This window comes from Sphingobium chlorophenolicum (assembly GCF_000722875.1).
Lineage (GTDB): Bacteria > Pseudomonadota > Alphaproteobacteria > Sphingomonadales > Sphingomonadaceae > Sphingobium > Sphingobium chlorophenolicum.
Genome location: NZ_JFHR01000030.1, coordinates 1 through 26575, shown reverse-complemented (window position 1 = coordinate 26575; position 26575 = coordinate 1). Strand labels below are relative to the sequence as shown.

General features: G+C 64.1%; 29 protein-coding genes. 20 read left to right on the top strand and 9 right to left on the bottom strand.

Annotation, left to right across the window (positions count from 1 at the left end):
• Window positions 1-2: 2 nt before the first annotated feature.
• From rpsE to BV95_RS13215, 7 genes are all read left to right on the top strand, one after another.
• The gene (gene rpsE / locus BV95_RS13245; protein ID WP_037452622.1) at window positions 3-704 is read left to right on the top strand and encodes a 30S ribosomal protein S5; all 702 of its coding nucleotides are present in this window, start codon (window positions 3-5) and stop codon (window positions 702-704) included.
• 5 nt (window positions 705-709) lie between these two features.
• A complete protein-coding gene (rpmD, locus tag BV95_RS13240; protein ID WP_013847753.1) occupies window positions 710-886 on the top strand; it encodes a 50S ribosomal protein L30 in 177 nt (58 codons plus the stop codon).
• Window positions 887-1018: 132 nt separating this feature from the next.
• On the top strand, window positions 1019-1555 hold the full coding sequence (gene rplO / locus BV95_RS13235; RefSeq protein ID WP_037452619.1) for a 50S ribosomal protein L15: 537 nt from the start codon (window positions 1019-1021) through the stop codon (window positions 1553-1555).
• Between the two features lie 189 nt (window positions 1556-1744).
• Window positions 1745-3109 carry a preprotein translocase subunit SecY gene (secY, locus tag BV95_RS13230; protein ID WP_037452616.1) on the top strand — a complete coding sequence of 455 codons (1365 nt, stop codon included), beginning with the start codon at window positions 1745-1747 and terminating at the stop codon, window positions 3107-3109.
• Between the two features lie 50 nt (window positions 3110-3159).
• Complete coding sequence (locus tag BV95_RS13225; RefSeq protein WP_037452614.1) at window positions 3160-3816, top strand: adenylate kinase; 657 nt, start codon at window positions 3160-3162, stop codon at window positions 3814-3816.
• Between the two features lie 91 nt (window positions 3817-3907).
• Complete coding sequence (locus BV95_RS13220; protein ID WP_037452612.1) at window positions 3908-4447, top strand: SRPBCC family protein; 540 nt, start codon at window positions 3908-3910, stop codon at window positions 4445-4447.
• Between the two features lie 144 nt (window positions 4448-4591).
• Complete coding sequence (locus tag BV95_RS13215; RefSeq protein ID WP_037452711.1) at window positions 4592-5632, top strand: acyltransferase family protein; 1041 nt, start codon at window positions 4592-4594, stop codon at window positions 5630-5632.
• Window positions 5633-5944: 312 nt separating this feature from the next.
• Here the strand turns inward: BV95_RS13215 and BV95_RS13210 are convergent, their stop codons facing one another.
• Window positions 5945-6715 (bottom strand): CsgG/HfaB family protein, encoded by a 771-nt coding sequence (locus BV95_RS13210; RefSeq protein WP_037452610.1) that lies wholly within the window; start codon window positions 6713-6715, stop codon window positions 5945-5947.
• Between the two features lie 176 nt (window positions 6716-6891).
• Between BV95_RS13210 and lepA the strand changes: the two genes are divergently transcribed.
• A complete protein-coding gene (gene lepA, locus BV95_RS13205) occupies window positions 6892-8697 on the top strand; it encodes a translation elongation factor 4 (protein ID WP_037452708.1) in 1806 nt (601 codons plus the stop codon).
• Between the two features lie 53 nt (window positions 8698-8750).
• Here the strand turns inward: lepA and BV95_RS13200 are convergent, their stop codons facing one another.
• Window positions 8751-9143 (bottom strand): type II toxin-antitoxin system death-on-curing family toxin, encoded by a 393-nt coding sequence (locus tag BV95_RS13200; protein WP_037452608.1) that lies wholly within the window; start codon window positions 9141-9143, stop codon window positions 8751-8753.
• 4 nt (window positions 9144-9147) lie between these two features.
• Complete coding sequence (locus BV95_RS13195) at window positions 9148-9375, bottom strand: AbrB/MazE/SpoVT family DNA-binding domain-containing protein (protein WP_013847745.1); 228 nt, start codon at window positions 9373-9375, stop codon at window positions 9148-9150.
• A 104-nt stretch (window positions 9376-9479) separates the two neighbouring features.
• On the opposite strand from BV95_RS13195, the gene BV95_RS13190 reads away from it, so the two are divergent.
• Complete coding sequence (locus tag BV95_RS13190; protein WP_037452705.1) at window positions 9480-9866, top strand: PH domain-containing protein; 387 nt, start codon at window positions 9480-9482, stop codon at window positions 9864-9866.
• A gap of 171 nt (window positions 9867-10037) precedes the next feature.
• On the top strand, window positions 10038-10721 hold the full coding sequence (locus tag BV95_RS13185) for a hypothetical protein (RefSeq protein ID WP_051749777.1): 684 nt from the start codon (window positions 10038-10040) through the stop codon (window positions 10719-10721).
• Between the two features lie 111 nt (window positions 10722-10832).
• Here the strand turns inward: BV95_RS13185 and BV95_RS13180 are convergent, their stop codons facing one another.
• The 3 genes from BV95_RS13180 to rnd form a co-directional block, all read right to left on the bottom strand.
• Window positions 10833-11219, bottom strand: coding sequence for a DUF1801 domain-containing protein (locus BV95_RS13180; protein WP_037452600.1), 387 nt, complete (start codon window positions 11217-11219; stop codon window positions 10833-10835).
• 86 nt (window positions 11220-11305) lie between these two features.
• Window positions 11306-11596 carry an I78 family peptidase inhibitor gene (locus tag BV95_RS13175; RefSeq protein WP_037452597.1) on the bottom strand — a complete coding sequence of 97 codons (291 nt, stop codon included), beginning with the start codon at window positions 11594-11596 and terminating at the stop codon, window positions 11306-11308.
• Between the two features lie 12 nt (window positions 11597-11608).
• On the bottom strand, window positions 11609-12775 hold the full coding sequence (gene rnd / locus BV95_RS13170) for a ribonuclease D (RefSeq protein WP_037452702.1): 1167 nt from the start codon (window positions 12773-12775) through the stop codon (window positions 11609-11611).
• 128 nt (window positions 12776-12903) lie between these two features.
• Here rnd and aspS point away from each other — a divergent pair, with 128 nt between their 5' ends.
• The 4 genes from aspS to BV95_RS13150 all read left to right on the top strand — a co-directional run bounded on the left by aspS (window position 12904) and on the right by BV95_RS13150 (window position 17210).
• Window positions 12904-14688 carry an aspartate--tRNA ligase gene (gene aspS / locus BV95_RS13165; RefSeq protein ID WP_037452594.1) on the top strand — a complete coding sequence of 595 codons (1785 nt, stop codon included), beginning with the start codon at window positions 12904-12906 and terminating at the stop codon, window positions 14686-14688.
• An 81-nt stretch (window positions 14689-14769) separates the two neighbouring features.
• On the top strand, window positions 14770-15555 hold the full coding sequence (locus BV95_RS13160; protein WP_037452591.1) for a polyphosphate kinase 2 family protein: 786 nt from the start codon (window positions 14770-14772) through the stop codon (window positions 15553-15555).
• Window positions 15556-15700: 145 nt separating this feature from the next.
• The gene (locus BV95_RS13155) at window positions 15701-16957 is read left to right on the top strand and encodes a methyl-accepting chemotaxis protein (RefSeq protein ID WP_276525116.1); all 1257 of its coding nucleotides are present in this window, start codon (window positions 15701-15703) and stop codon (window positions 16955-16957) included.
• A gap of 67 nt (window positions 16958-17024) precedes the next feature.
• The gene (locus BV95_RS13150) at window positions 17025-17210 is read left to right on the top strand and encodes a hypothetical protein (protein ID WP_013847737.1); all 186 of its coding nucleotides are present in this window, start codon (window positions 17025-17027) and stop codon (window positions 17208-17210) included.
• Window positions 17211-17376: 166 nt separating this feature from the next.
• On the opposite strand, the gene greB is transcribed toward BV95_RS13150, so the two are convergent.
• Both greB and BV95_RS13140 read right to left on the bottom strand, forming a co-directional pair.
• Complete coding sequence (gene greB / locus BV95_RS13145; protein WP_037452585.1) at window positions 17377-17862, bottom strand: transcription elongation factor GreB; 486 nt, start codon at window positions 17860-17862, stop codon at window positions 17377-17379.
• 95 nt (window positions 17863-17957) lie between these two features.
• Complete coding sequence (locus BV95_RS13140) at window positions 17958-19994, bottom strand: lytic transglycosylase domain-containing protein (protein WP_409372089.1); 2037 nt, start codon at window positions 19992-19994, stop codon at window positions 17958-17960.
• Between the two features lie 159 nt (window positions 19995-20153).
• Here BV95_RS13140 and dapA point away from each other — a divergent pair, with 159 nt between their 5' ends.
• The 6 genes from dapA to recA all read left to right on the top strand — a co-directional run bounded on the left by dapA (window position 20154) and on the right by recA (window position 26317).
• Window positions 20154-21032 carry a 4-hydroxy-tetrahydrodipicolinate synthase gene (gene dapA / locus BV95_RS13135; RefSeq protein ID WP_013847734.1) on the top strand — a complete coding sequence of 293 codons (879 nt, stop codon included), beginning with the start codon at window positions 20154-20156 and terminating at the stop codon, window positions 21030-21032.
• 113 nt (window positions 21033-21145) lie between these two features.
• Window positions 21146-21628, top strand: coding sequence for an SsrA-binding protein SmpB (smpB, locus tag BV95_RS13130; protein WP_007683053.1), 483 nt, complete (start codon window positions 21146-21148; stop codon window positions 21626-21628).
• Window positions 21628-22236, top strand: a complete 609-nt coding sequence (locus BV95_RS13125; protein ID WP_013847733.1) for a DUF2062 domain-containing protein — start codon at window positions 21628-21630, stop codon at window positions 22234-22236. Before smpB ends, BV95_RS13125 begins: the two co-directional genes overlap by 1 nt.
• Before the next feature lie 28 nt (window positions 22237-22264).
• Window positions 22265-24697, top strand: a complete 2433-nt coding sequence (locus BV95_RS13120; protein WP_051749768.1) for a PAS domain-containing sensor histidine kinase — start codon at window positions 22265-22267, stop codon at window positions 24695-24697.
• An 87-nt stretch (window positions 24698-24784) separates the two neighbouring features.
• Complete coding sequence (locus BV95_RS13115; protein WP_037452577.1) at window positions 24785-25144, top strand: response regulator; 360 nt, start codon at window positions 24785-24787, stop codon at window positions 25142-25144.
• 99 nt (window positions 25145-25243) lie between these two features.
• Window positions 25244-26317 (top strand): recombinase RecA, encoded by a 1074-nt coding sequence (recA, locus tag BV95_RS13110; protein ID WP_037452574.1) that lies wholly within the window; start codon window positions 25244-25246, stop codon window positions 26315-26317.
• A 24-nt stretch (window positions 26318-26341) separates the two neighbouring features.
• Here recA and BV95_RS24435 read toward each other — a convergent pair.
• Window positions 26342-26575, bottom strand: a 234-nt coding sequence (locus BV95_RS24435; protein WP_214442610.1) for a hypothetical protein, incomplete at its 5' end; no start/stop codon positions are given.

Below are 26575 nucleotides of genomic sequence, written 5' to 3'. Positions count from 1 at the left end.
TCATGGCTGACGAAAACACCAACGAAGTCGTCGCACCCGTCGAGGGTGCCGAGGCTCAGACCGAAGGTCGCGGCCGTGGCCGTGGCCGTGGCGGTGACCGCAACCGTGGCGAGCGTGGCGGCCGTGGCCGTCGCGACGACCGTCGCGGCAACCGTGACGAGGAACAGGGCGAAGAACTGATCGAGAAGCTGGTTCACATCAACCGCGTCTCGAAGACCGTCAAGGGCGGCAAGCGCTTCGGTTTCGCCGCTCTGGTCGTCGTCGGCGACGGCAAGGGTCGCGCTGGCTTCGGCCATGGCAAGGCGCGCGAAGTGCCTGAAGCCATCAGCAAGGCGACCGCTTCGGCCAAGAAGGCGATGGTTCGCGTTCCGCTGAAGGAAGGCCGCACGCTGCACCATGACGGCCTTGGCCATTTCGGTGCGGGCAAGGTGACGGTTCGTTCGGCCCCGGCCGGTACGGGCATCATCGCCGGTGGTCCGATGCGCGCCGTGTTCGAAAGCCTGGGCGTCGCGGACGTCGTGACCAAGTCGAACGGCACGTCGAACCCCTACAACATGATCCGGGCGACCTTCGCGGCGCTGGGTGAGCAGGTCAGCCCCAAGGCGGTGGCGCAGCGTCGCGGCAAGAAGGTTGCCGACCTGCTTCGTCGCGGCGGTGCCTCGGCCGAAGTCGCTCAGGCCGACGCCGAAGCGATTGCGGAGTAACTGATATGGCGAAGATCAAGATCAAGCAGATCGGTTCGCCGATCCGTCGCCCCGAAGCGCAGAAGAAGATTCTGATCGGTCTGGGCCTTGGGAAGATGCACCGCGTGGTGGAGCTGGAAGACACTGCGGAAGTCCGCGGCGCCATTGCCAAGCTGCCCCACATGGTGGCCGTGGTCGACTAATCGACCATGGGTGAGGGTGAAAACCCTTTCCAACTTCGGCTGACCAGCAAGCTGGTAAGCCTTCATATCCTCTCCCGCCTGCGGGAGAGGATTACGTGTTTTTAGCGCGAACATAGCGAAAGCGAGTGCACAATGACCAAGCTTAACGAACTCAACGACAATGCCGGCGCCCGCAAGGGCCGGATGCGCGTCGGCCGTGGTATCGGTTCCGGCAAGGGCAAGACCGCCGGTCGCGGCCAGAAGGGTGCGAAGGCGCGTTCGGGCGTCAGCATCAACGGCTTCGAGGGTGGCCAGATGCCGCTCCACATGCGTCTGCCGAAGCGCGGCTTCAACAACATCTTCGCCAAGGATTTCGCGATCGTGAACCTGGGCGCCGTGCAGAAGGCGATCGACGCCGGCAAGCTGGACGCCAATGCGACCATCGACCATGCCGCGCTGAAGGCCGCTGCCCTGGCCCGTGGCGGCAAGGACGGCGTGCGCCTGCTCGCCAAGGGCGATCTGACCGTCAAGGTCAGCTTCCTGGTCGCCGGCGCGTCAAAGGGGGCTGTCGAAGCGGTCGAGAAGGCTGGCGGCAAGGTCGATGTGATCGAAGTCGTTCCGGCGGCTGAAAAGGCCAAGGCCAAGAAGGGCACCGCCCTGGCCGCGAAGAAGGCTGCCGCAAAGGCCTGATCCGGCCTGCAAGTCTTGCAAGCATGACCCCGCTGCCCGATATGGGTCGGCGGGGTCATGTGCATCGGGGGTGCTATTTGTCGCAAGCGCGGCAAATCCCGGTTCGACAGCACCCCGTGACCCCGCTAAGGGGTAAGCGATTCAGGCTGGAGCGTTGGCTCCGGCAAGATGTTTTGAAGGGCAGCCAAGATGGCATCGAGAGCCGACCAGCTCGCATCCAATCTCAGCCTGGCGAAGTTCAGCCAGGCGACCGACCTCAAGAAGCGCCTGTGGTTCACGCTGGGCGCGCTGATCGTCTTCCGCTTCCTGAGCTTCGTGCCGCTGCCAGGCGTCGATCCGACCGCCCTGTCGCAGCTCTACAAGCAGACCAATGGCGGCATCCTCGACATCTTCAACACCTTTTCGGGCGGTTCGCTCTCGCGCATGAGCCTGATCGCGCTCGGCGTGATGCCCTATATCACCGCGTCCATCGTGGTCCAGCTTGCCGCCAGCCTCTCGCCGCAACTCGCGGCGATCAAGAAGGAAGGCGAAAGCGGCCGCAAGAAGCTGAACCAATACACCCGCTACGGTACCGTCGGCCTGACCGCCGTTCAGGGCTATTTCATCGCCGTGGGGCTGGAGAGCTTCGGCGCGCAGTCTGGCGTGCAGGCGGTGGTCGATCCGGGCATGTTGTTCCGGGTCGCGGCGGTGATCTCGCTGATCGGCGGCACCATGTTCCTGATGTGGCTGGGTGAGCAGATCACCTCGCGCGGCATCGGCAACGGCGTGTCGCTCATCATCATGGCGGGCATCGTCGCGCAGTTGCCGGTGACGCTGAGCAACCTGTTCAAGTCGAGCAGCACGGGCGCGATTTCCGGTCTGGTCATCTTCCTGGTGATCGTGCTGGGCTTTGGCCTGATCGCTTTCATCTGCTTCATGGAGCGGGCGCAGCGGCGCGTGCTTATTCAGTATCCCAAGCGGCAGACGCGTCAGGGATTGATGCAGGCCGACCGCAGCCATCTGCCGCTGAAGGTCAACACTGCGGGCGTGATCCCGCCGATCTTCGCTTCGTCGTTGCTGCTGATGCCGCTGACCGTCTCGCAATTCGCGGGCAATACTGTGGCGGGCGAAAGCAAGTTGGGCGATTTCGTGCTGACGCTGAACCAGTATCTGTCGCACGGCAGCCCGGTCTATATGGCGCTTTACGGCCTCGGCATCGTCTTCTTCTGCTTCTTCTACACCGCCGTAGTGTTCAATCCGGAAGAGACGGCCGACAACCTCAAGCGCAACGGCGGCTTCATTCCCGGCATTCGTCCGGGCAAGAATACCGAAAATTATCTCGACTATGTGCTGACCCGGATCACGGTGATCGGCGCGGCCTATCTGGCCTTCATCTGCTTGGTGCCGGAATTCGTCATCGCCCGCGCCGGCATTCCCTTCTACCTTGGTGGGACTAGCCTGTTGATCGTGGTCAATGTTACGGTCGACACCGTGACGCAGATTCAGAGCCACCTGCTCGCCCATCAATATGGGGATCTGATCAAGAAGGCGAAGCTGAAGGGGCGTCTGCGCTAACGCGGCGCGGCACGGTTAAAAGCGCGAAAAAACAGGGGAGAATGCGCGACATGAATATCATTCTGCTCGGCCCTCCGGGCGCCGGCAAGGGAACGCAGGCGACTCGTCTGGTGGATAGCCGGGGCATGGTGCAGCTATCGACTGGCGACATGCTGCGCGCCGCGGTGAAGGCGGGGACGCCGATTGGCCTCAAGGCCAAGGCCGTGATGGAAGCGGGCGAACTGGTTTCGGACGAGATCGTGTCGGGCATCATCGGCGAGGCGCTGGATGCGCTGGCGCCGAAAACCGGCGTGATCTTCGACGGCTATCCCCGGACCGAGGCGCAGGCCCATTCGCTCGACGGCATATTGGCGGACCGCAATCGGACGCTCGACCATGTGATCGAACTGGAAGTGGACGAGGACGCGCTGGTCGAGCGCATCACCGGCCGCTTCACCTGCGCGACCTGTGGTGAGGGCTATCACGACAGGTTCAAGACGCCGAAGGTCGAGGGTAGCTGCGACAAATGCGGCGGGCATGAGTTCAAGCGCCGACCGGACGATAATGAGGAAACCGTGCGGACCCGCATGGCCGAATATCGCGCTAAGACTGCGCCGATCCTGCCGATCTACGAAGCGCGGGGCATCGTGTCGCGGGTCGACGGCATGGCCGACATGGACGATGTGACCGTTGCGATCGCCGCTATCCTTGACGGCAAGGGCGCCTGAGCCAAGGCATTTTCCGGCTCGGACAACGCATCGGGCGACTCGGAAAATCCGGTGAAGGGGATTATCCTGCCCTCCTGCATGGGAGGGTGTGATGAAACGATATAGAGCTTGGATATGGGCTGGTGTGGCGATGGCCGCGCCGGCCCATTCTGCTGTCACAGGTAGCAGCGCCGTCGGCTTTGCGGTGGAGAACGGCGTGGATGTCTCCGCCGATGCGGCGACCGTCTACCGGCTGTTGGGGCAACCGGCGCGCTGGTGGAATGGCGAGCACAGCTATAGCGGGGATGCCACCAATCTTAGCCTTGATCCCGTGGCGGGGGGCTGTTTCTGCGAAAAGGTGCCGGGCAAGGATGGGAAGGCTGGAAGCGTCGAGCATGGCCGGGTGATCCATGCCGCGCCGGATAGGCAGTTGCGCCTTTCCGGAGCGCTGGGGCCTTTGCAGGCGGAGGCGGTGACCGGGACGCTGACTTTCGACATTGCGCCTGCGGGGAAAGGCTCAAGGGTCGTGATGAGCTATGTCGCCGGCGGCTATATGCGCTTCGAGGCGGCCAAAATCGCGCCCGTCGTTGACAAGGTTTTGGCCGAGCAGTTGCAGGGGCTGAAGCGGGCGGCAGAGGCGAAGCGGCCTTAGCAGGCCGGGCACGGTTCCTCCAGGACGTCTCTCCGCCTCTCCTGAAGGGGACGGGGCGGCCATCATGTCCGCATTCTGGCGATAAGTGCCAGCTTAACCACGATATTAACGGAATGATTGCTGTTCCGTTGCTATGGCGCAGGCATGCCGGGGTCGCGCCCTTCTTCCCGCCGCTTGACGGAACTGGACGCCTTGCGCGGGCTGGGGGCGCTGTGCGTGCTGGTCTTCCATTATTCCACCCGCTTCCATGAGCTGTTCCCGCAGGCGGCCCATGTGCCTTTCAGTTTCCTGGGCGGCAATTACCGGGTGCTGCTGTTCTTCGCCATTTCCGGCTTTGCGATCTTCTTCACGCTCGACCGCATCCGAACCGTCGCGGATTTCCTGATCAACCGCTTCGCCCGGCTATATCCCGCCTACCTGGTTGCGATGCTGCTGACGCTGGGAATCGAATATCTGGCCCGGGCGTCGCAACTGCTGATCGGGCCTGGCGCGATCCTGGCCAATTTCACCATGTTGCAGGGCTTCGCTTTCCTGCCGGAGGTCGATGGCGCCTATTGGACGCTGACGGTCGAGATTGCCTTTTATTTCTGTATGATGTCGATCTGGAAATGGACCGGCCTGAGGCGGCTGGAGCCGGTGTTGGCCGCTTGGCTGGCTTTGCGCTGGCTGTATGCGCTATGGCCGGGCATGCCGGAGCGGGTCGTGATGCTGTTGGTGTTGCGCTATGTGCCCTTCTTCATCATCGGCATATTATCCTATCGCATCTGGTCCGGGCAAAGGCGCTGGCGGGACCAGGCGCCCTATGCCGCGCTGGCGCTGCTGTCGATCGCGACGATCGATAGTTGGGACATCGCCCTCGCGGGCTTTGTCCTGTTGGTGGTTTTCGGGGCGCTGGTGGCCGGGAAGCTGCGGTTCCTGCGCCTTCGACCGCTCGTCTGGATGGGTGGGATCAGCTATTCCTTCTACCTTATCCACCAGCATGTCGGATTTGTCGTGATGCTGAAGATGGCGGAGGCAGGCTATAACCCCTGGGCGGGCTTCGCGACGGCTTTTGCGGTGGCGCTGGCTTTGGGGACGATCATCAACCGGGCGGTCGAGCGGCCGGCCGGGGAGGCGATTTTGAGCTGGTGGCGACGGCGTCGGGAGCGGGCGGTGTTGACGGAGGTGGCGTCGGGCCGAGTTTAAGCGGGCATCTTGTGGCGTGGATGGGTGGGGCGCGGACCTATCCTATTCCTCCCCATCGGGAGATGGGGAGGGGGACCGGCCGAAGGCTGGTGGAGGGGAAATGGGCACGACCTGCGTATTTCCCCTCCACCATCGGCTACGCCGACGCCGAAGAGAGTCACGTGCCTCTCTTCGACCCTCCCCACGCTGCGCGTAGGGAGGATCTTAACGGCCGCGCATGGCCAAAAGCAGGCGGATCGAACTGGTCTAAGGTCGACACAAAAAGGGCACCGCCGGAATCTCCGGCGGCGCCCTTTCCGCAATAACCGTCGTTTACTGCGCGCGAGGCGCCGCTGCCGCTGCGTTGGCGGGCAGGCCGCCAAGTTGCGTCACCAGCTTGGTATAGGCGTCGAGATAGGCCAGCACGATCACCTGCCCGATCTCCGTATTCTGATAGCCGCCGCCGCCGGCTGCGGCGAAACCGCCCCACCAGCCGGCACCGCCGCCGCCGCCGAAGCTCAGGTCAGACTTGCGGGCATAGCCCTCCGTCAGCGCCTCTTCCTCGGTCGTGCGGGCGTTGACGATGGAGAGCGTCACATTGGCCTCGCTCTTCTTGATCGAGATGCCGCCCGCCAGGGCGCCGAAGGTCCGGCCGCCGAGCATGCCGCCGAGCATGCCGCCCAGCGCGTTGCCGCCCGAATTCTTGTTGGAGGAGACGATGTCCGGCTGCAGATAATAGTCCGCCGCCTTCACCTGGCCCTTGCCCAGGTTCGACCCGGCCTGCAATTCGCCGGAGTCGGCCATGGCGCGCTCCATATTGCGGCTGGCCATGGCGCGGCCGCGGTTGACGATGCCGAAGCAGCCCGACTGCTGGATGAACACCTTGAGGATCGCCTCCGGGCTGCCCAGGTTCAGCTCCCGCCACCACTGATTGTCCGGCTCGACAATGGCAACCGTGCCGAGGCGCCGGGTGCAATGAGGGATTTCGGCGGTTTTCTTGGCCTGCTGCTGCCGGGCGGACGAGCCCTTGTCGGCGGCCATCGCCGGAGAAGCCGCGACAGCCAGACCGGCTGCAGCAGCGACGAACTTCGCGAACACACGCATTGTCACGCACCCCTGAAAGTTGCTGAAGTCGTTTTGATTTTATGGCGCCCCGATATTCGACCCAAGCTCTAGCACAACCGTGTCGTCGCGCAAGCAATGCGAATGGGTATCGCCGCTATTGCCTTCCATGCGCGATCCTGCTGACAGGCCTTTAAATGGCTGCTATCGGCGCGGCCATGACCGATCTTTCGCACATTCGTAATTTCTCGATCATCGCGCACATCGACCATGGCAAGTCGACCCTGGCCGACCGCCTGATCCAGCGCACCGGGGGCCTGACTGACCGGGAGATGTCGGCCCAGGTCCTCGACAATATGGATATCGAGAAGGAGCGTGGCATCACCATCAAGGCGCAGACCGTGCGCCTGGATTATGTCGCGAAGAATGGCGAGACCTATGAGCTGAACCTGATGGACACGCCGGGCCATGTCGACTTTGCCTATGAGGTGAGCCGGTCGCTGGCCGCGTGCGAGGGCGCGCTGCTGGTGGTGGATGCAGCGCAGGGCGTGGAAGCGCAGACGCTGGCGAACGTCTACCAGTCCATCGAGCATGACCATGAGATCGTGCCGGTGATCAACAAGATCGACCTGCCCGCCGCCGAGCCGGAGAAGGTGAAGGCGGAGATTGAGGAAGTGATCGGCCTCGACGCGTCGGAAGCGGTGCTGGCCAGCGCCAAGGCCGGGATCGGCATCGACGACATATTGGAAGCCGTGGTCGCCAAGATCCCCGCGCCCAAGGGCGACAGGGACGCGCCGCTGGAGGCGATGCTGGTCGATAGCTGGTACGACCCTTATCTGGGCGTCGTCATCCTGGTGCGCGTCGTGAACGGCGTCATCAAGAAGGGTCAGAACATCAAGTTCATGATCGGCGGCACGGAGCATCTGATCGACCGCGTCGGCTGTTTCCGCCCGAAGATCGAGCAACTGGGTGAATTGGGGCCGGGTGAGATCGGCTTCATTACCGCGCAGATCAAGGAGATCAGCCAGACCCGCGTCGGCGATACTATTACCACGGTCAAGAATCCGGCGAAGGAAGCGCTGCCCGGCTTCAAGGAAGTGCAGCCGGTGGTGTTCTGCGGCCTTTTCCCGGTCGACGCCAATGATTTCGAGAAGCTGCGCGAATCGATCTCCAAGCTGCGGCTGAACGATGCGTCCTTCTCCTTCGAGATGGAGACGTCGGCGGCATTGGGCTTCGGTTTTCGTTGCGGCTTCCTGGGCCTGCTGCATCTGGAGATCATCCAGGAGCGGTTGAGCCGGGAATATGATCTGGACCTGATCACCACCGCGCCGTCGGTGGTCTACGACATTCACATGAACGACGGGACGACGCGGCATCTGCACAATCCCGCTGACATGCCCGATGCCAACTATATCGATTTCATCGAGGAACCGTGGATCGAGGCGGTGATCTACTGCCCCGACGAATATCTGGGTTCGATCCTGAAGCTCTGTCAGGACCGGCGCGGCATCCAGAAGAATCTGACCTATGTCGGCGGCCGCGCACAGGTGACCTATGAACTGCCGCTCAACGAGGTGGTGTTCGATTTCTACGACCGGCTGAAATCGATTTCGCGGGGCTATGCCAGCTTCGACTATCATCAGATCGGGGCGCGGGAAGGCGACCTCGTCAAGATGAGCATCCTCGTCAACAATGAGCCGGTCGACGCGCTCAGCATGATTGTCCACCGCGGCACCGCCGAATCGCGCGGGCGCGGCATGTGCGAGCGGTTGAAGGATTTGATCCCCCGCCATTTGTTCAAGATTCCGATCCAGGCGGCCATCGGCGGCAAGGTGATCGCCCGCGAGACCATCGCCGCGATGCGCAAGGATGTGACAGCCAAATGCTATGGCGGCGATATCACCCGCAAGAAGAAGCTGCTGGAGAAGCAGAAAGAGGGCAAGAAGCGGATGCGCGAATATGGGTCCGTGCAGATTCCGCAGGAGGCCTTCATCGCGGCGCTGCGCATGGGGGATGAGAATTAGGGTCTGCCCTGACTGGATTGAAGCGCGTTGCTCCCTGTCCTGGCGAAGTGGCCCTATTCCGCCGCCGCCAGATGGTCCCGGAACCAGACGGCGGTTTCCTCCTCGCCGAGTTCGCCCGCCGCGAGGGCGAGGAACGCGACCACCAATTCGGCATCGCTGGCTGTCAGCGCATAGCCGTTCAGCACTAGGAAAGTTTCGCTGACGACCGCCGCCGTGCGCTTGTTGCCGTCGACGAACGGGTGATTACGCGCAATGCCAAAGGCATAGGCGGCAGCCAGTTCCGCCGCGTCAGGTTCATGATAGGCGGCCAGATTCCGCGGGCGCGCCATGGCGCTTTCCAGCAGCCCCGCGTCGCGCACGCCTTCACCGCCGCCATGCTCGGCTAGCTGTTCGGCATGCGCCGCCATTGCCGCTTCGGCGCTGATCCAAACCCAATTGCGGGACATGCTTTTATTTCGCAAGTTCGCGCAGCGCTCGCTTGCGACGCTGCATAACCTCTCGCGCTGCGGCCATCTGGGCGTCGAAATCGGGTTCGGCGGCGCTCAGTTCGATGCCGCGTGGAGTGGTCACGATCGACAGAGTCTCGCCAATCCCGACATTGAGGTGCGCCAATACCTCCTTGGGCAGGATGACCCCGGCGGAATTGCCGATCTTCGTAATCTTGAGCGGTGCGTTCATACAGATGTTATAACAATCATGGCTTGCCATGGCAAGGTCAAGCGGCCTTGACGGCGGCGTGGCGTCCATGGTCAATGCAGGCCAGTCAGCGACAGGGGACCGGCATGAGCGAGACATGGCTGTATGACGAGCATCCCGCGATGTTCCGCGCCCATCCTTTCCTGTTCGTCCTGCTGTTGATTTCTGTTGTCGGCATATTGGCCATCGGCGTGTGGTGGGTGTTGCATAAGGGCGAGCGTCTGGCGCTTTCCGACCGGGAAGTGTTGCTGGAGCGCGGCCTGCTCGCCAAGCAGCGGACGGAGATCGCGCTTTCCAGCATCCGCAGCGTGCGCATCACCCAGACGCTGGGCCAGCGCATCTTCAATGTGGGCAATGTAGAGCTGTTCAGCGCGGGCGATGTCGCGGAAATCGCGATCAAATCCATGCCGAGACCGGACCGCATCCGGGCCATTGCGGCATCGCGCAACCTCGACCTGCTGCCCCAGCGGTAAGAGAATGGCGAACAGCCTCTTGACTTGTCCGCATTTATTTCAACGATAGTGCAATAGCGAGAGGGGCCGTTCGAAACGCCCCCGAACCAGCAGGAAGGACGCCGGAGGAAAGCCGGTCCGCAGTGGCGCGGGCAGGTGAGCAAGGGGTCGTCGTGCATGGGCTTGCGTGTGATGCCGTCGCTGCCAGAACTGACCGCGCAGCAGCAGGACGATGTCCGCCAGGCTTGCGGTTTCGCTTGCGTCCGCTGCGGCGTGACCATTTACCGTTACCTGCGACTGCCTGAAAGTCATGGCGTGACGCTGCTTTGCCCGACCTGCCATGGGCTGGTCGAGGAAGGGCGGCTGACGCCGATGCAGGTGCAGGGCTTCCACGCCAATCCGGTCGTGCGGCAGCGCCATTTCGCGCGCGACCGCCTGCCTTTTTCGCCGGAACTGCCGACGCTGATCATGGGTGGTTCGCCGATGCTGAGGGATACGCCGATCCCGCTGACGCTGGAGGGGGAACCGATCCTGATCTTCGCCCCGCCGCGCCGGAGCAATGGGGCGACGCGAATCAGCCTGCGCATGGGCGGGCCGGACGGCGAGCCGGTGCAGGTGGTGAACGGCAATGAATGGATGCCTACGGACGGAAGCTGGCACTTCCTGCTGCGCGGCGACCGCTACAGCATGATGGCGGCGCGGGGCGAGGGGCTGGCGGTGCTGCGGATCGTGGCGCGCAACCGGATCGCGGTGGAGCATCTGCGCACCACCATTCGCGGACGTCGGCTGGAGGCGACGCCCGACTGGCTGGAGATCGACGGCAAACGCTATGTCGGGCGCATCGGCAGCGGGACGTTGATCGGACTGGAATGTTGATCGGGAAGATTTGGTTCAGCGCAAGGCCGGATGTGTTTTGAAGCGTGCTCCCGCGAAGGCAGGAGCCCAGTTCCAACCTCTGATCTGGGCTCCTGGCTTCGCAGGAGCACGTCACCCTCCCGACTTTTTGGTCCCGTTGAGCGCCGCGGCGGCGCGGATCAGCGCCTTAAAGGCTTCCGCATCGATGTTTTCGCCTTCGCTTATGTCGATGGCGCGGCGAGCATTGCCCTCCAGGCTGGCGTTGAAAAGGCCCGTCGAATCATCCAGCGCCGCGCCGTTCATGAAGGTCAGCTTGACCACAGCCTTGTAGCTTTCTCCAGTGCAGAGGATGCCGTCATGCGACCAGACCGGCACGCCGCGCCATTTCCATTCCTCGACCATTTCGGGATCGGCTTCCCTGATCAAGGCGCGGATCCGGCCAAGCGTTTCGCCGCGCCAGTCGTCCAGTTCCGCGATGCGGGCGTCGATTCGGGCGGAGGGGGAGTCATTGTCGTCCATCAGGCCGCTCCTGTCATCGCGGCTACTTTAACAGATGGCGAGCCGACCGGAATGGCTTAGCGACGCATTTTACTCCATCGCGATCCTCAGCCGCAGCGGGCGGAGGTGATCGCCATCTTCGCGTCATAGCCGACAGTCAGCCGGTCGGCGCGGAAATCCATGGTCATCGCCATGCCGGGGGCGCCCCAGCGCAGCGTGCGCGCACCCGACGCCTTCAGCAATTCCGTGCCCGTCGCCGCGCTGGCGGTCTGGCCGATGAAGCGGTCCAGCCCTTCGTTGCGGCACGGTCCCTCTACGGTGGGCGGCTGCATCGCAGGGCCTTCGCCGCCCGCGCAAGCGACCAGCAGGGGAAGGAAAATCAGCGCCGCCGTCCGCATCGATCCTGACTCCTATTGCGTACGGGTCATCTTGAGGCGGCCGTTCCTGACCGCGAAGGCCAGGCGACCCTCCACCAGATCGACCGCATCGCGGCCGAACTGTTCATAGCGCCAGCCTTCCAGGATCGACAGATCCTCCCGCACGCCTGCCGCCAGCGCGTCGATATCGTCGCTGCGGGCGATCAGGCGGGCCGCGACATTGATGTCCCGCGAGCGGATTTTCAGCAGCAGCTTCAACAGGTCCGCCACCAGCGCGCCGTCCTTGCCCAGACCGGGGCGCTTGGGATCGCGCTCAGGCATCTCCTCCTTGGCGAGCGGCGTATGGCTTGCCAGCGCCAGCATCAGGCGGTTGCCGATGTCGTTGGTCTTCCAGGTGGCGGAAAGGCCGCGCACCTTGCCCAGGTCTTCCTGCGTGCGGGGCGGGTGGCTGGCGATGTCGGCCAGCGTCTCGTCCTTGACGATGCGGCCGCGGGGTAAATTCTTGTCCTGCGCCTCCATCTCGCGCCAGGCGGCCAGCGCCTTCAGGCGGCCGAGGACATCGGCCTTGCGGCTGGCGATGCGGACGCGCTGCCAGGCTTCGTCGGGCTTGTTCTCGTAATTGGAGGGGTCGCTGATCCGCTCCATCTCCTGGTCCAGCCAGTCGCCGCGTCCGGTGCGGCGCAGTTCCTCCAGCATCTTGGGGAATATCTGGATCAGATAGGTGACGTCGCCGATGGCGTAATCGATCTGCCGCTTGTCGAGAGGGCGGCGCGCCCAGTCGGTGAAGCGGGCGCCCTTGTCGAGTTGGACCCCCAGCCATGCGTCGACCAGATTGCCGTAGCCGATCTGTTCGCCCAGCCCCAGCGCCATCGCCGCGATCTGCGTGTCGAACAGCGGATGGGGCGTCTTGCCGGTCAGGTTGTAGATGATCTCCAAATCCTGCCCCCCCGCATGGAAGACCTTCAGCACATCCTCATTGTCGACCATCAGGTCGAGCAGGGGCGACAGGTCGATGCCCGGCGCCTTGGGATCGATGGCGGCGGCCTCATGCTCGTCCGCGACCTGAACCAGGCAGAGGTCGGGCCAATAGCTGTTTTCGCGCATGAATTCGGTATCGATCGCGATATAGGGCGATTTGGCGATCCGGGCGCAGAATGAAGCGAGAGTCTTGCTGTCGGTAATCAGCGGATGGATTTGCATATGGTCTTCGATCTTATTATGGGCTGGCCCGTCGCGCACGGGCTCGTCAATGCTTGACAGGACTGCCCATAGCGGCGCTGCAACAATTTGTCATTTCCGTAAAACGAAGCTGAAAGACCAAAAACGCCATGCATGCCTATCGCACCCATAATTGCGGCGCCCTTACGACGGCGGAGGTCGGCAATGAGGTGCGCGTGTCCGGATGGGTGCACCGCAAGCGCGACCATGGCGATCTGGTCTTCATCGACCTGCGCGACCATTATGGCATGGTGCAGATCGTCACGGAGGTCGACGGGCCGGTGTTTCAGGTGATCGAATCGCTGCGCGCCGAAAGCGTCGTGACCGTGACCGGCAAGGTCGTGGCCCGCGCCAAGGAAGCGGTCAACCCCAACCTGCCGACCGGCGAGATCGAGATTCGCGCTCTGGACGCGGTTGTGCTCTCCGCCGCCGCCGACCTGCCACTGCCGGTGGCGGGCGAGCAGGAATATCCCGAAGACATCCGCCTGCGCTACCGATTCCTCGACCTGCGGCGCGAGACGCTGCACGCGAACATCGTCAAGCGGACGAAGATCATCTCCGACATGCGCCGCCGCATGGAAGGGGCGGGCTTCACCGAATATTCGACGCCGATCCTGACCGCCTCCTCGCCGGAGGGCGCGCGCGACTTTCTGGTGCCCAGCCGCATCCATCCGGGCAAATTCTACGCCCTGCCGCAGGCGCCGCAGCAATATAAGCAGTTGCTGATGGTCGCGGGTTTCGACCGCTATTTCCAGATCGCGCCCTGCTTCCGCGACGAAGACCCCCGCGCCGACCGGTTGCCGGGCGAATTCTACCAGCTTGACCTGGAGATGAGCTTCGTCACGCAGGAAGATGTGTGGAACACGATGGAACCGGTGATCGCCCAGGTGTTCGAACAGTTCGCCGACGGCAAGCCAGTGACCCCGGCTGGCAGCTTCCCGCGCATCCCGCATGCCGAGGCGATGCTGAAATATGGGTCGGACAAGCCCGACCTGCGCAACCCGATCCTGATCACCGACGTCACTGAACATTTCCATGGATCGGGCTTCGGCATCTTCGCCTCTCTGGTGGAGAGCGGCAGCGTGATCCGCGCCATCCCGGCGCCGGGCGCTGGGGCGGGCAGCCGCAAATTCTTCGACGACATGAATAATTGGGCGCGGACCGAAGGCTATTCGGGCCTTGGCTATATCAACATCAAGGACGGCGTGCCCGGCGGCCCCATCGCCAAAAATCATGGCGAGGAACGGACGGCGAAGCTGATCGAGGCTTTGGGCCTGGGACCGAACGACGGCGTGTTCTTCGCGGCGGGCAAGGAAAGCCAGGCGGCGAAGCTGGCGGGTCTGGCGCGGATTCGCGTGGGCGAGCAGCTCGACCTGATCGACAAGGATCGCTTCGAACTCTGCTGGATCGTGGACTTCCCCTTCTACGAATATGATGAGGATACGAAGTCCATCGACTTCGCGCACAACCCCTTCTCCATGCCGCAGGGCGGGCTGGATGCGCTGAACGACCAGGACCCGCTGACGATCAACGCCTATCAATATGACATGGTCTGCAACGGCTATGAAATCGCTTCGGGTTCGATCCGCAACCAGTCGCCGGAACTGATGGTGAAGGCGTTCGAGAAGGTCGGCCTCAGCCAGCAGGATGTGGAGGAACGTTTCGGCGGGCTTTACCGGGCGTTCCAGTACGGCGCGCCGCCGCATGGCGGCATGGCGGCGGGCGTGGACCGCATCGTGATGCTGCTCTGCGGCGCGCAGAATCTGCGCGAGATCACGCTGTTCCCGATGAACCAGCGCGCCGAAGACCTGCTGATGGGCGCGCCCAGCGCCGCCGAGTTCAAGCAGTTGCGCGAACTCAACATCCGGGTCGTGGAGCCGCAAACCAAAGCCTGAAACCATTTCGGTCCCGTGCTTGTTAAAGCCCCGCTCCCGTTCTCTAACGGAGCGGGGCTTTTGCTGTTCGGGAGCTTGGGAATGACCATCGACCTTGCCGATTTTGAGAAGGGCGCGAAGTTCAAGGGCGACTATGAGGCGAGGCTGGCCGAATTGCAGGAACGGCTCGCCAAGATACAGGTCGCGCACATCATCCACGACCGGCGCAGCGTCATCCTGCTGGAAGGTTGGGATGCGGCGGGCAAGGGCGGCATCATCAAGCGCATGAGCGCGCAATGGGATCCGCGCTATTATAATGTCCATCCCATCTCCGCGCCGACCGAGGAAGAGCGGGACCGGCATTTCCTCTGGCGATTCTGGACGCGTTTGCCCGCCGGGCGGAACATCGCGATCTTCGACCGGAGCTGGTATGGCCGGGTGCTGGTCGAACGGGTGGAGGGCTTCTGTTCCAAGGGCGAGTGGAAGCGCGCCTATGACGAGATCAACGCCTTCGAAAAGCAGCAGGTGGATGCCGGGACCAACATCGTCAAGCTGTTCATCCACATCACGCAGGAGGTGCAGGACGAACAGCTTGCCGAGCGGCTAGATACGCCCTGGAAGCGGTGGAAGACAGGCGCGGACGATTATCGCAACCGGGCAAGGCGGGCGGATTATCTGGATGCCATGCACGAAATGTTCCGCAAGACCGACACGAAGGCGGCGCCTTGGCACGCCATCGACAATAATCACCGCCGCGCCGGGCGGATCGCCGCGCTGGATCATGTGGCCGAGCGACTGGAAAAGCTGGTCCCGATGGATTTTCCGGAGGCTGATCCGGAGGTGGTGAAGCTGGCGACCAAGGCTTATGGTTATAAGAAAATTGTTTGAAAACAATCGATTGTCATAAAACTGTCATCAAATCCTAACGTGTCGTTTACCATTGCTGGCCTAATCGGCGCTTATGTACGCGCCCCAGATGCTTGACCCATGCTCGCCCGAAACCATCCCTTCACAGGGGGCGGGGCTTGCGCTTGTGACGCCCAGTCCGGCGATCCGGCTGGGGCGGCCGCTCAGCGAGGCGGTCGATCATTTTCAGCATGATCCCGCCTTGCGGCTGTTGCCGGTGCTGGATGGCGCTAACCGTCCGGTGGGCGCCATCTATGAATGCGACATGCGGCGCATCCTGTTCAATCCCTTCGGCCATGCGCTGCTGCGCAATCCCAGTTTCGGCGGGCGGCTGGACGACCATGTGCGGCCTTGCGCGACGGTGGAACGGCGCGCCAGCATAGAGGCGCTGATCGACCTTTACGCCGCGCAGGGCAGGGGGTGCGAAGGGCTGATCGTGGTGGATGGCGACCGCTATGCCGGAATCGCCGGGGGGCAGCTCTTGCTCAAGCTGGCGGCGGAGCGGGATGCGCGGGTGGCGCTGGCGCGGGTCGAGCGGCTGGAGATGGTGACGCGGGAAAGCGCGACCTTTCGCGGCGACATCCGGACGCTGATAGCGGACCTGGTGGCCATGGCGGACATGCTGTCGCGGCTGGCGGAAGATGCGGCGGAGCGGTCGGCGCATAACGGTCATGCATCGGCGGGCATGGCGGTCGCCGCGGCGCAGACGGCGGACAATCTGTCGGGCATCGCGGCGTCCGGGCGGGAATTGGGACTGCTGTTCCAGTCAATGGAGGAAGAAGTGCGCGAGGCGGGGGCCGCCATTCGCGCCGCCGTGGACCGGACGCAATCGGGCGCGGCGCAGACGCGGACGCTGAGCGCGCAGGCCGACGGGATCGGCGAAGTGACCGCGCTGATCGACGCGATTGCGCGGGCGACGACCACGCTGGCGCTCAATGCCGGGATCGAGGCGGCGCGCGCCGGGGACGCCGGGCGCGGCTTTGCGGTGGTCGCGCGGGAGGTCAAGACGCTGGCCGGGCAGACCCGCGACGCGGCGGCGGAGATTGCGCGGCGGATCGACCATATCCGCGCCACCGTCGGCCAGGTCGCTCTGGGCCATGCGCATATGGATGCGGCCATCGCGACGGCGGACCGGCTGTCTGCCTCCGTTTTCGAAGCGGTGGCGCGGCATGGTGCCTTCAGCCGGGCGATTGCGGGCAGCGTGGAGGAGGCGGGGGAAGCGAGCGGGCATATCCGCGCCAGCGCCAGCCAGATCAGCGTCAATGCGGGGGTGGCGGTGGAAGGCGCGCAGGCCATGCGCGACGCGGCCAGCCGTCTGTCGGCAGAGGCGCACCGGCTGGATGATCGCGCCAGTGCCTTCATCCGGGCGATTCAGGCGGTTTGACGGGAAAAGGGCTGGCTTCGGGCGGAATTCGGGTTAGGCTCTCCTTCCATAAAGAAGGAGAGGATGCATGCTCGTCATGTTCGTGGGCGCCGACCGGACCGAAACCGCCGTCAATGCCGAACAGGTCACCTTCATATCCTCCGTGACCGACGGCACCCGCATCCGCTTCGGAGAAGGACGCAGCGTCACCGTGATCGAGCCGATCGCCGAAGTGATGGAGCGGCTCAACGTCATATTGCGGCGGGATGATTAGCGGGGTGTTCGGCGGGAAGCGGACCTATCCCAATCCTCCCCATCGGTAGATGGGGAGGGGGACCGCGCGAAGCGTGGTGGAGGGGAATGGGGCACGACCTCCGAATTTCCCCTCCACCATCGGCTGCGCCGACGGTCCCCCTCCCCACGCTTCGCGCAGGGAGGAATTACTCCGGATAGCGGATTTCCATCACCTCATATTCCTTCTCCCCCGCCGGGAGCATCACGCGGCGCAGGTCGCCCACCGCCGCGCCGCGCAGGGCGCGGGCTATGGGGGTGCTCCAGCCGATGCGGCCCGCGCTTGCCTCCGTCTCGTCATTGCCGACCAGGGTGACGGTGCGGCGCTTGTCGTCCTCGTCCGCGATGGTCACGGTGGCGCCGAAATAGACCTTGCTCTTGTCGGGCTGCTGTCGCGGGTCGACGACCTTGGCGTCCTTCATCTTGCGTGAGAGGCGCTTCAACTGCCCGTCAATCTCGCGCATCCGCTTGCGGCCGTAGAGATAATCGCCATTTTCGCTGCGGTCGCCATTGCCCGCCGCCCAGCTCACCACTTCCACGATCTTCGGGCGCTCATGCCCAAGAAGCTGGTCATATTCGGCGCGCAGCTTCGCGAAGCCTTCGGGGGTGATGTAATTGGGGTGAGGGGTGTTCATGATGAATCTTCCCTACCCGTTCGTGTCGAGCGAAGTCGAGACACGTCATGCGCAGCGTTTCTAGACTTCGCTCGAAACGAACGGAGGGGGCGTCCTTAGCCCGGCGTCTGCTTGCCGAGATATTTGGACAGCGGCGTCGTCGTGCCCCGGAAGCGCGCTCGCCCAGGGTTCATCGCCTCGTATACCACCGCATTTTCCAGCACACGCTGGACATAGTTGCGCGTTTCGAACAGCGGAATCTGCTCAATCCAGCGCAGCATATCTGCGCCCGGCAGGCGGGGGTCGCCGTTAGCGGAGATCCAGCGGTTCACATTGCCCGGCCCGGCATTATAGGCCGCCACCGCCAGCGGATAGCTTCCGCCATAATAGTCCAACATCCGCTGGAAATAGGAGGAACCCAGCATGATGTTGTAGCTGGGGTCGTTGAGCGAACTGGGGTCGTAGCTCATCCCCAGTTTGCCCGCCTGTTCGCGGGCGGTGCCGGGCATCAACTGCATCAGGCCGCGCGCGCCCGCATGGCTGACGATCTGCCGGTCGAACTGGCTTTCCTGCCGGGCGATGGCGTGGACCATGGTCCAGTTATATTGCGCTTCGGACGGCACGGGCACGCGGGGGAAGGCACTCTCGCCATAGCCGGTGAGCCCACTCGACACGGCGCGGCGGCCGACCATCACGCCCATGTCGGGACGGCCGATGCTTTGCGCCAGTTCCACCGCCAGATAATGGTCGGCGTCGCTGTCGGCATTATTGGCGATGGCGCGGGCGAATTTGCTCTGATCCTCCCAATAGCCCATCTGCCCCAGCGCCTTCACCGCCCGGACGACCGAACGGTTGGCGAAAGCGGCGCGTTCACCGGCGGAGATTTCCACCGGACGCTCGACGGCGGCGGGCGCGGGGATCGGGCGGCCCAGCCGTTCGAGCGCAAGCTGGCCGTAAAACTGGTCTGGAAAGGCCCCGGCGCGTGTGAAATAACTGTTCGCGCTCGCCGCGTCCCCGGCCTGAAGCGCGGCGCGACCGGCCCAGTAGAAGCCTTTGGACTGGGTCTGCGGCGATTTGGCGGCGGTGGCGTAGCGGCGGAACATCTCCACCGCGTCCTGCGGCCTGCCCAGATTATAGAAGGCGGTCGATCCCGCCAGCCAGGCGAGGCTGGTATAATCGTCGCGCTCGCCAATGGGCCGGGTGTTGACGTCGGTGCCGGGCAGATAGGCGTCGTCCAGCTTACTGGCGATGCCATAGGCGAAGCTCCACTGGCTGTCGTTCGCGGCGGCGCGGGCCTGGGTCAGCAGCACCTCATACCATTTTTCCGCGTCGCCCGGCCGGAAGGTCAGCGCCGGGCGGTTGGCCAGATATTGGCGTCCCGCGATCCAGTTGCCGGTGTTGAGCAGCCATGTCGCCTTGTCCGCTATGAAGCCCGCGTCGGTCGCGCCCACGGCTTCGGCCAACTGCATCTTGATGGCCGCATCGGGCGCTTTCTGACGGAAGGCGATGCGCGCTTCATAGACCGGGCGACGGGCAGGCGACACATAGGCCAGCCTGCGCTGCGCGCCGATGATGTCGCCCTTCCACAGCAATGCGTCGGCGCGCAGATCATGCTCGGCGGAGGTCCAGCCGGAGCCGAAGAACGAGAGCAACCGCGCCTCGTCATCGGGCGAGAGGGTGCCGCCGACCCAGGCGTTGCGCGCCGCGATCCGTGCCTCCCCCATGCGGCCCTGCTGCATCAGCGCCAGCGCGTAACGGGCGTTGCCGGTCGCTGTGCGCGGCGGGAAGCGGGCGAAGAAGGCGACGACCTGCCCCGGATCGTAGCTGTTGGGATTGATGCCAGTTTCCGCCAGCCGCCGCATCCGGTCCTCCCCCGGCCAGCCGGGGTTCGCCATGATGAAGCTCATATAGGTGGAGGCGCCCAGGGCATCGCTCTGCTGGAGCGCGCGCCATTGGCTGATCGTGCCGGAAATGGCGGGATCGCTCGCCACGCCGATTCGGCCTTGCGCCTGCTGCCAGGGACTCGGCTCCGTCGAGCGGGGAATCGGCTGCACGACCGCGCCCCGCGGATAGGCCGAGGCGGGCGGCGGTGGGGGCGTTTCCGTCTGCGCGCTGGCGCCGGCGGTGAAAAGCAAAAGGGCAATCAAAGGCATACGGACCATGACAGTTTCGGAACAGGAGGGCGACAGCCTACTAGACATGATCGCAAATGCATCCTTATCAGGCCATGAATGACGCGCTATAGCGCGCCCTTCGTGTATTTGACGCTATGATGCCCCGGAATCCCGGTGAATTGAAGGAGTTTGTTTGCCATGTTTTCCGGGTCGATTCCGGCGCTGATCACGCCCTTCCGCGACGGGGCGGTGGATGAGGCGGCTTTCCGCGCCTTCGTCGACTGGCAGATAGAGGAAGGCAGCAGCGCCCTGGTCCCCTGCGGCACCACGGGCGAAAGCGCGACCATGACGGTCGAGGAGCATAATCGCGTCATCGCCATCTGTGTGGATCAGGCGGCGGGCCGGGTGCCGGTGATCGCGGGTTGCGGGTCGAACGACACCCGGATCGCGCTGGAACATATGTTCGCGGCGCAGGCGGCGGGCGCGGACGCGGCGCTGGTCGTCGCACCCTATTACAACAAGCCCAATCAGGAGGGCGTCTACCGCCATTTCGCCTGGCTGGCCGAGCGCTGCTCATTGCCGATCCTGCTCTATAATGTGCCCAGCCGCACCATCACCGACATCGGCGTGCCGGTGATCCACCGCCTGTCGGAGGAATTTCAGACCATCGTCGGCGTCAAGGACGCCACCGGGAATCTGGGGCGGGTCACCGCGCAGCGGCTCGCCTGCCGCCCCGATTTCTGCCAGCTTTCCGGAAATGACGAGACGGCGCTGGGTTTCAACGCGATGGGAGGCAAGGGCTGCATTTCGGTCACGGCCAATGTCGCGCCGCGCCTGTGCGCCGAATTTCAGAAAGCGACGGCGAACGGCGATTGGGATGGTGCCCTGGCGCTCCAGGATCGTCTTTACCCGCTGCATGATGCCCTGTTCAGCGACGCTTCACCCGGCCCGGTCAAATATGCCCTTACGCGGGTTCGCCCCGACATGCCCGGCGACGTCCGCCTGCCGATCACCTGGCCGTCGGAATCCAGCCGTGCCGCCGTTGACCGGGCGTTGGAGATTGCCGGGCTGGTATAAGGCCGCGCCGTCCCCATATTCCCTCCTTCCGGGCCGCGTGCCTGGAATAAGGACCGGGCGCGGCGCGTATATGCGGCTGCGCTCGACACGAATGGAAGTTTAGAAAAAGACCGATGGCCCGCCCCCGTCCCGAAGCCTTCGACAAGAAGAAGATCGTCGCCGAGAACCGGCGCGCCCGTTTCGAATATTTCCTGGAGGATGTGTTCGAGGCGGGCATCGCCCTGCAAGGCACGGAGGTCAAGTCGCTGCGCTTCGGCGAGGGCAATATCGCGGAAAGCTATGCCGAGGTGAAGGGCGAGCAGGTGTGGCTGGTCAACAGCAATATCCCCGAATTCAGCCACGGCAACCGCTTCAACCATGAGCCCAAGCGCCCCCGCAAGCTGCTGCTGCACCAGCGGGAGATCGCCCGCATGCACGGCGCGGTGGAGCGCAAGGGCATGACGCTGGTGCCCCTGTCCATCTATTTCAACAGCCGGGGCAAGGCGAAGGTCGAACTGGCGCTGGCCAAGGGCAAGAAGACCCATGACAAGCGCGACACGATCAAGGAACGCGACTGGAAGCGGGACCAGCAGCGCATCATGAAGGCGCATCGCTGATGCACGCGAAGGAAGGGATGGGGAGGCTCTCCCGCTGGTGGCACGCTAATGCGCCGACCCGCGAGTCGCTGGAACATAACCGCTTTTTGGCCCCCGTGGCGCATCGGGTGCTGGAACCCTCGCTGTGGCGGTTCACCCGGCGGTCCGTGCCGCGTGGCGTGGCGCTGGGGCTGCTGGTGGGCATCTTCCTGCTGATTCCCGGCGTGCAGATTGCGGGCGCGGCGCTGCTGGCGCTGCCGTTCCGGGCGAATATACCGCTGGCGGCGGCGATGACCTTCCTCTCCAACCCGGCGACGACGCCCCTGTTCCTGATGGCGTCGGTGTGGATGGGCAATTGGATGTTGGGGCGGACGGCGGACGCATCGGGCTTCATGGCGCTGATCGACAGGCATGCCTCCATCCGTGACTGGTGCGCGTGGCTCTTTTCGGAGGCCGCGCCCGCGATGCTGCTGGGACTGGCGCTGATTTCGCTGGCTTTCGCTGTGGTCGGCTACTTCCTGGCCGACTGGATCTGGCGCCATCGCATGGGCCGGAAATGGCATGCGCGCAAATTGAGGATTGGCAAGCCACGCGAAAGCAGCGCATTGGAGGAAATCGCTTCGGCCTGAGCGGCTTGGGGCGGCAAGTCCATTGTGGATGCAGGGGGCGCGTGTGATCAGGGATGGAGACGCTTGGGCGGCTGACCGGCCGTCGCCGCTTGCCCTGCCGATGCTGATCCTGTTGGCGCTGATTTCGGCCGGGCTGGTGCTTTATGCCGCGGGCAATTGGGCGCTGGGCGCGGGTTTTGGTGCGATGGTGCTGGCGGGCGCGGCGTTGCTGGGCTGGTATCGCAGGCTCTATCCCCAGGAAGTGGCGGTGGGCGAGGCGGTGCCGGACTGGACAGTGGCGCGGGCGGCGGCGGACGCATCCAACATGGCGATCGCCGTCACCGACCGCGCCGGACGGCTGGTTTGCGCCAGCGATCTGTTCGGGGAGTGGTTTCCGGGCTTTCCCGCGCCGCCGCACATCACCGGCGATGCCGCATTGTCGGAAAATCTGGGCAATGCCGCCCGCGCCGCCTGGCGTGACGGCGAAGCGCGGGTGGAGGGGATCGTGCAGGGCGCGCTGCGGCTGGACGCCATCATCGGGCGTACGGGGCGGTCGGAGGATTATCTGCTCTGGCGCTTTTCCCCGGTGCGGCAGCCAAGCGCGCTGGACGATGTGCACCGCCTGCTGACCGGGGAGGCCGGGCGGCAATTGGGCGAAGCGGGCATCATGGCGGTGATGATCGGCGGGGAGGGGCGCATCCGGGCGGCCAACGGCGCTTTCCTGCTGCGCGCCGCTGGGCGGATCGACGCCAATATCACTGGGCGCGATTTCGCCGCGCATATGCGGGTGGACGACAAGGCCCGTCTGTTCCTGGCGCGGGAGGAATCGGGCGGCATTCCGCTGCGGCTGCTGCAAGTGCCGTTGAAGCGCGCCGCCCAACCCATCGGCGCGCAATCGGGCGCGCAGGACGGTCCGATGCTGCTGCTGCTGATCGACGAACCGGCGGGCAATGCCGGCGGGACGTCGGCGCTTTCCTATATCGAAACCTTGTTGTCGCTGCTGCCCTTCGGCCTGGCCATGGCGGATCGCGACGGGCGGGTGCTGTTCCTGAACAAGGCCTTTTCGCGGGCGGCTGGCCTCAAGGAAGGCGAAAAGCCGAGCTATCCGGGCGATCTGGTCGTGCGGGAAGATCAGGCTGCGGTGGCCGACGCGGTGCGGCGCTTCGCCGTGGGGCCGCAAATGTCGGGCGACGTTGCCGTGCGCATGCGCGAGCAGCCGGACGAACCGATCGCGCTCAGCCTGGCGGGCGTGCGTGGCCTGGGCGAGGCGGCGGTGCTCCTGTCCCTCAAGGATAATAGCGAGGAGAGCAAGCTCAAGCGGCAGGTAGCGCAGGCGACCAAGATGCAGGCCATCGGCCAGCTTGCGGGCGGCGTGGCGCATGATTTCAACAATATCCTGACCGCGATCATCGGCCATTGCGACCTGATGCTGATGCGCCATACGCCGGGCGACAGCGATTATGACGACATCCAGCAGATCAAATCGAACAGCAACCGCGCCGCAGGGTTGACGCGGCAGTTGTTGGCCTTCTCGCGCCAGCAGACGCTGCGGCCGCAGATATTGCAGTTGCCCGACATCGTCGCGGACGTCTCCAACCTGCTGAAGCGGCTGCTCGGCGAGAGCGTGAAGCTGGAAGTCACCCATGGCCGCAATCTGGGCGCTGTACGGGCCGACCCCGGCCAGTTGGAGCAGGTGATCGTCAACCTCGCGGTGAACGCCCGCGACGCCATGCCGGATGGCGGCACGCTCAACATCCAGACCTATGCCGTGCCCGCCGCCAAGGTGCGGGAGATGCGGACGGACATATTGCCGCCCGCCGACTATACGGCGGTGCGGGTGTCGGACACGGGCCTGGGCATTCCGCCGGATATTCTTTCGAAGATCTTCGAACCTTTCTTCACCACCAAGGAATTGGGCAAGGGCACCGGCCTTGGCCTCTCCACCGTCTACGGCATCGTCAAGCAGTCGGGCGGGTTCATCTTCGCGGAGTCGGAACTGGGGCGGGGGGCGAGCTTCGTCATCTACCTGCCCGTCTATCAGGGCGCCGACGCCGATCAGGCCGCGCAGCCCAAGGCGCCCGTCCGCCGCAGCGAAACCTGGGGCACCGGCACCGTGCTGCTGGTGGAGGATGAGGATATGGTCCGCGCCGTCGCCGAACGGGCGCTGACGCGGCAGGGCTATAAGGTGCTGACCGCCAATGACGGCGAACAGGGGCTGGAGGTGCTGAACGGCGGCGAGAAGATCGACCTGCTGATTTCCGACGTGGTGATGCCGAACATGGACGGCCCGTCCATGGTGGCGCGGGCCAGGGCGGCCCATCCCGACCTGCCGGTATTGTTCATGTCGGGATATGCCGAGGAACAGTTGCGCAAATCGATCGACATTGCCAATGTGGCCTTCCTGCCAAAACCCTTTTCCGTCAGCCAGTTGGCGGAAGCGGCGCGGGATGCGCTGGCGACGCGACCGGCGCCGCCGGAATGAGAGGGAATGAACTTCTCCGCATCCCGGCGATTATGCTGGTGAGAGACTGTACCGGGGGGTGCGGGGGCATATTGGGGAAACGCAAGCATGTCTGACGGCAAGACCATCCTGATCGTCGAGGATGAAGCAATGATCGGCATGATGCTAGAGGATTATCTCGACACGCTGGGATACCGGCTGCACGCCATTGCCGAATCGGTCGATGACGCCTGCGCTAAGGCGCGCGAGGGCGGGTTTGACGCGGCGCTGCTCGATTGCAACCTGCATGGCGAGAAAAGCTGGCCGGTCGCCGACATATTGGCGCAAAGCGGCATTCCCTTCGTCTTCGCGACAGGCGGCATGGCCGACGATCTGCCCACCGGCCATGCGAGCCGGCCGACACTGGCCAAGCCCTTCACCATCGGGGCGGTCGAACGGGCGCTGAGCAAGGCGCTGGGAGCAGGGTAAGAAATTTTCGTTCCCCTCTTGTTCCATTAGAACAAACAGGATACATGATGGCCACGCGCCACATGAATCGGCGTGTTCCGCTTGACAGGGGATAGGCCGATGACAGCAATGCTCTCACTCATCGATTCCAAGAAGACAGGAACAATGGACAGACAGAAAGCATTGGAAGCGGCCCTTTCCCAGATCGACCGTGCCTTTGGCAAAGGTTCGGCGATGAAGCTGGGCAGCCGCGAGAAGATCGAGATCGAGGCGATCTCGACCGGATCGCTGGGGCTGGACATCGCGCTCGGCATCGGCGGCCTGCCGCGTGGACGCATTATCGAGATTTATGGACCGGAAAGCTCGGGCAAGACCACGCTGGCGCTGCATGCCATCGCCGAAGCGCAGAAGACCGGCGGCATCGCGGCCTTCGTGGACGCGGAACATGCGCTCGACCCCGGTTATGCGAAGAAGTTGGGCGTCGACATCGACGAGCTGATCGTGTCGCAGCCGGACACCGGCGAACAGGCGCTGGAGATCGTCGACACGCTGGTGCGATCGAACGCCATCGACGTGCTGGTGGTCGACTCGGTCGCCGCGCTGGTGCCGCGGGCGGAAATCGAGGGGGAAATGGGCGACAGCCATGTCGGCCTGCAAGCCCGCCTGATGAGCCAGGCGCTACGTAAGCTGACCGGGTCTATCTCGCGTTCCAAGTGCATGGTGATCTTCATCAACCAGGTGCGCATGAAGATCGGCGTGATGTACGGCAATCCGGAAACGACGACCGGCGGCAATGCGCTCAAATTCTATGCGTCCGTCCGTCTCGACATCCGCCGCACGGGCCAGATCAAGGACCGCGAGGACATTGTCGGCAACGCGACCCGCGTGAAGGTGGTCAAGAACAAGGTCGCCCCGCCGTTCAAGCAGGTCGAATTCGACATCATGTATGGCGAGGGCGTGTCCAAGATCGGCGAACTGCTCGACATCGGCGTGAAGGCCGGGCTGGTTGAGAAGTCGGGCGCCTGGTTCTCCTATGACTCGGTCCGCATCGGCCAGGGTCGGGAAAATGCGAAAACCTATCTGAAAGAACATCCCGAAATGGCGGATAAGCTGGAGAAGGCGATCCGCGGCAAGACCGAGGAAGTCGCCGAAGGGATGATGGCCGGACCCGAAGCGGAGGATGATGGCGAATAAGCGCTGACAGGTTTTCCGGCCGGATCAGCCGGAAAGCCCCAGCGCGGCACTGCCCGCCTGCTGCTTCACGCACTGAAAAGGCCCGCTGCGCGAATGGCGCGGCGGGCCTTTTACCGTTGTGATGGAGCTGGCGGTGACTGTTGGCCAGCCCAAGACATTCCCCTCCCGCAGGCGGGAGGGGTTAGGGGTGGGCGCGAGCGAAGCGAGCTTCTGACTTAACCGTTGCAAAACAACGCAGATGTCGCGCCAGCCCACCCC

Bases quoted from the DNA above. Each gene is read 5' to 3' on its own strand.
- rpsE (WP_037452622.1), top strand. From the start codon at position 3: ATGGCTGACGAAAACACCAACGAAGTCGTCGCACCCGTCGAGGGTGCC.
- rpmD (WP_013847753.1), top strand. From the start codon at position 710: ATGGCGAAGATCAAGATCAAGCAGATCGGTTCGCCGATCCGTCGCCCC.
- rplO (WP_037452619.1), top strand. From the start codon at position 1,019: ATGACCAAGCTTAACGAACTCAACGACAATGCCGGCGCCCGCAAGGGC.
- secY (WP_037452616.1), top strand. From the start codon at position 1,745: ATGGCATCGAGAGCCGACCAGCTCGCATCCAATCTCAGCCTGGCGAAG.
- BV95_RS13225 (WP_037452614.1), top strand. From the start codon at position 3,160: ATGAATATCATTCTGCTCGGCCCTCCGGGCGCCGGCAAGGGAACGCAG.
- BV95_RS13220 (WP_037452612.1), top strand. From the start codon at position 3,908: ATGAAACGATATAGAGCTTGGATATGGGCTGGTGTGGCGATGGCCGCG.
- BV95_RS13215 (WP_037452711.1), top strand. From the start codon at position 4,592: ATGCCGGGGTCGCGCCCTTCTTCCCGCCGCTTGACGGAACTGGACGCC.
- BV95_RS13210 (WP_037452610.1), bottom strand. From the start codon at position 6,715: ATGCGTGTGTTCGCGAAGTTCGTCGCTGCTGCAGCCGGTCTGGCTGTC.
- lepA (WP_037452708.1), top strand. From the start codon at position 6,892: ATGACCGATCTTTCGCACATTCGTAATTTCTCGATCATCGCGCACATC.
- BV95_RS13200 (WP_037452608.1), bottom strand. From the start codon at position 9,143: ATGTCCCGCAATTGGGTTTGGATCAGCGCCGAAGCGGCAATGGCGGCG.
- BV95_RS13195 (WP_013847745.1), bottom strand. From the start codon at position 9,375: ATGAACGCACCGCTCAAGATTACGAAGATCGGCAATTCCGCCGGGGTC.
- BV95_RS13190 (WP_037452705.1), top strand. From the start codon at position 9,480: ATGAGCGAGACATGGCTGTATGACGAGCATCCCGCGATGTTCCGCGCC.
- BV95_RS13185 (WP_051749777.1), top strand. From the start codon at position 10,038: ATGCCGTCGCTGCCAGAACTGACCGCGCAGCAGCAGGACGATGTCCGC.
- BV95_RS13180 (WP_037452600.1), bottom strand. From the start codon at position 11,219: ATGGACGACAATGACTCCCCCTCCGCCCGAATCGACGCCCGCATCGCG.
- BV95_RS13175 (WP_037452597.1), bottom strand. From the start codon at position 11,596: ATGCGGACGGCGGCGCTGATTTTCCTTCCCCTGCTGGTCGCTTGCGCG.
- rnd (WP_037452702.1), bottom strand. From the start codon at position 12,775: ATGCAAATCCATCCGCTGATTACCGACAGCAAGACTCTCGCTTCATTC.
- aspS (WP_037452594.1), top strand. From the start codon at position 12,904: ATGCATGCCTATCGCACCCATAATTGCGGCGCCCTTACGACGGCGGAG.
- BV95_RS13160 (WP_037452591.1), top strand. From the start codon at position 14,770: ATGACCATCGACCTTGCCGATTTTGAGAAGGGCGCGAAGTTCAAGGGC.
- BV95_RS13150 (WP_013847737.1), top strand. From the start codon at position 17,025: ATGCTCGTCATGTTCGTGGGCGCCGACCGGACCGAAACCGCCGTCAAT.
- greB (WP_037452585.1), bottom strand. From the start codon at position 17,862: ATGAACACCCCTCACCCCAATTACATCACCCCCGAAGGCTTCGCGAAG.
- BV95_RS13140 (WP_409372089.1), bottom strand. From the start codon at position 19,994: ATGCCTTTGATTGCCCTTTTGCTTTTCACCGCCGGCGCCAGCGCGCAG.
- dapA (WP_013847734.1), top strand. From the start codon at position 20,154: ATGTTTTCCGGGTCGATTCCGGCGCTGATCACGCCCTTCCGCGACGGG.
- smpB (WP_007683053.1), top strand. From the start codon at position 21,146: ATGGCCCGCCCCCGTCCCGAAGCCTTCGACAAGAAGAAGATCGTCGCC.
- BV95_RS13125 (WP_013847733.1), top strand. From the start codon at position 21,628: ATGCACGCGAAGGAAGGGATGGGGAGGCTCTCCCGCTGGTGGCACGCT.
- BV95_RS13120 (WP_051749768.1), top strand. From the start codon at position 22,265: ATGCAGGGGGCGCGTGTGATCAGGGATGGAGACGCTTGGGCGGCTGAC.
- BV95_RS13115 (WP_037452577.1), top strand. From the start codon at position 24,785: ATGTCTGACGGCAAGACCATCCTGATCGTCGAGGATGAAGCAATGATC.
- recA (WP_037452574.1), top strand. From the start codon at position 25,244: ATGACAGCAATGCTCTCACTCATCGATTCCAAGAAGACAGGAACAATG.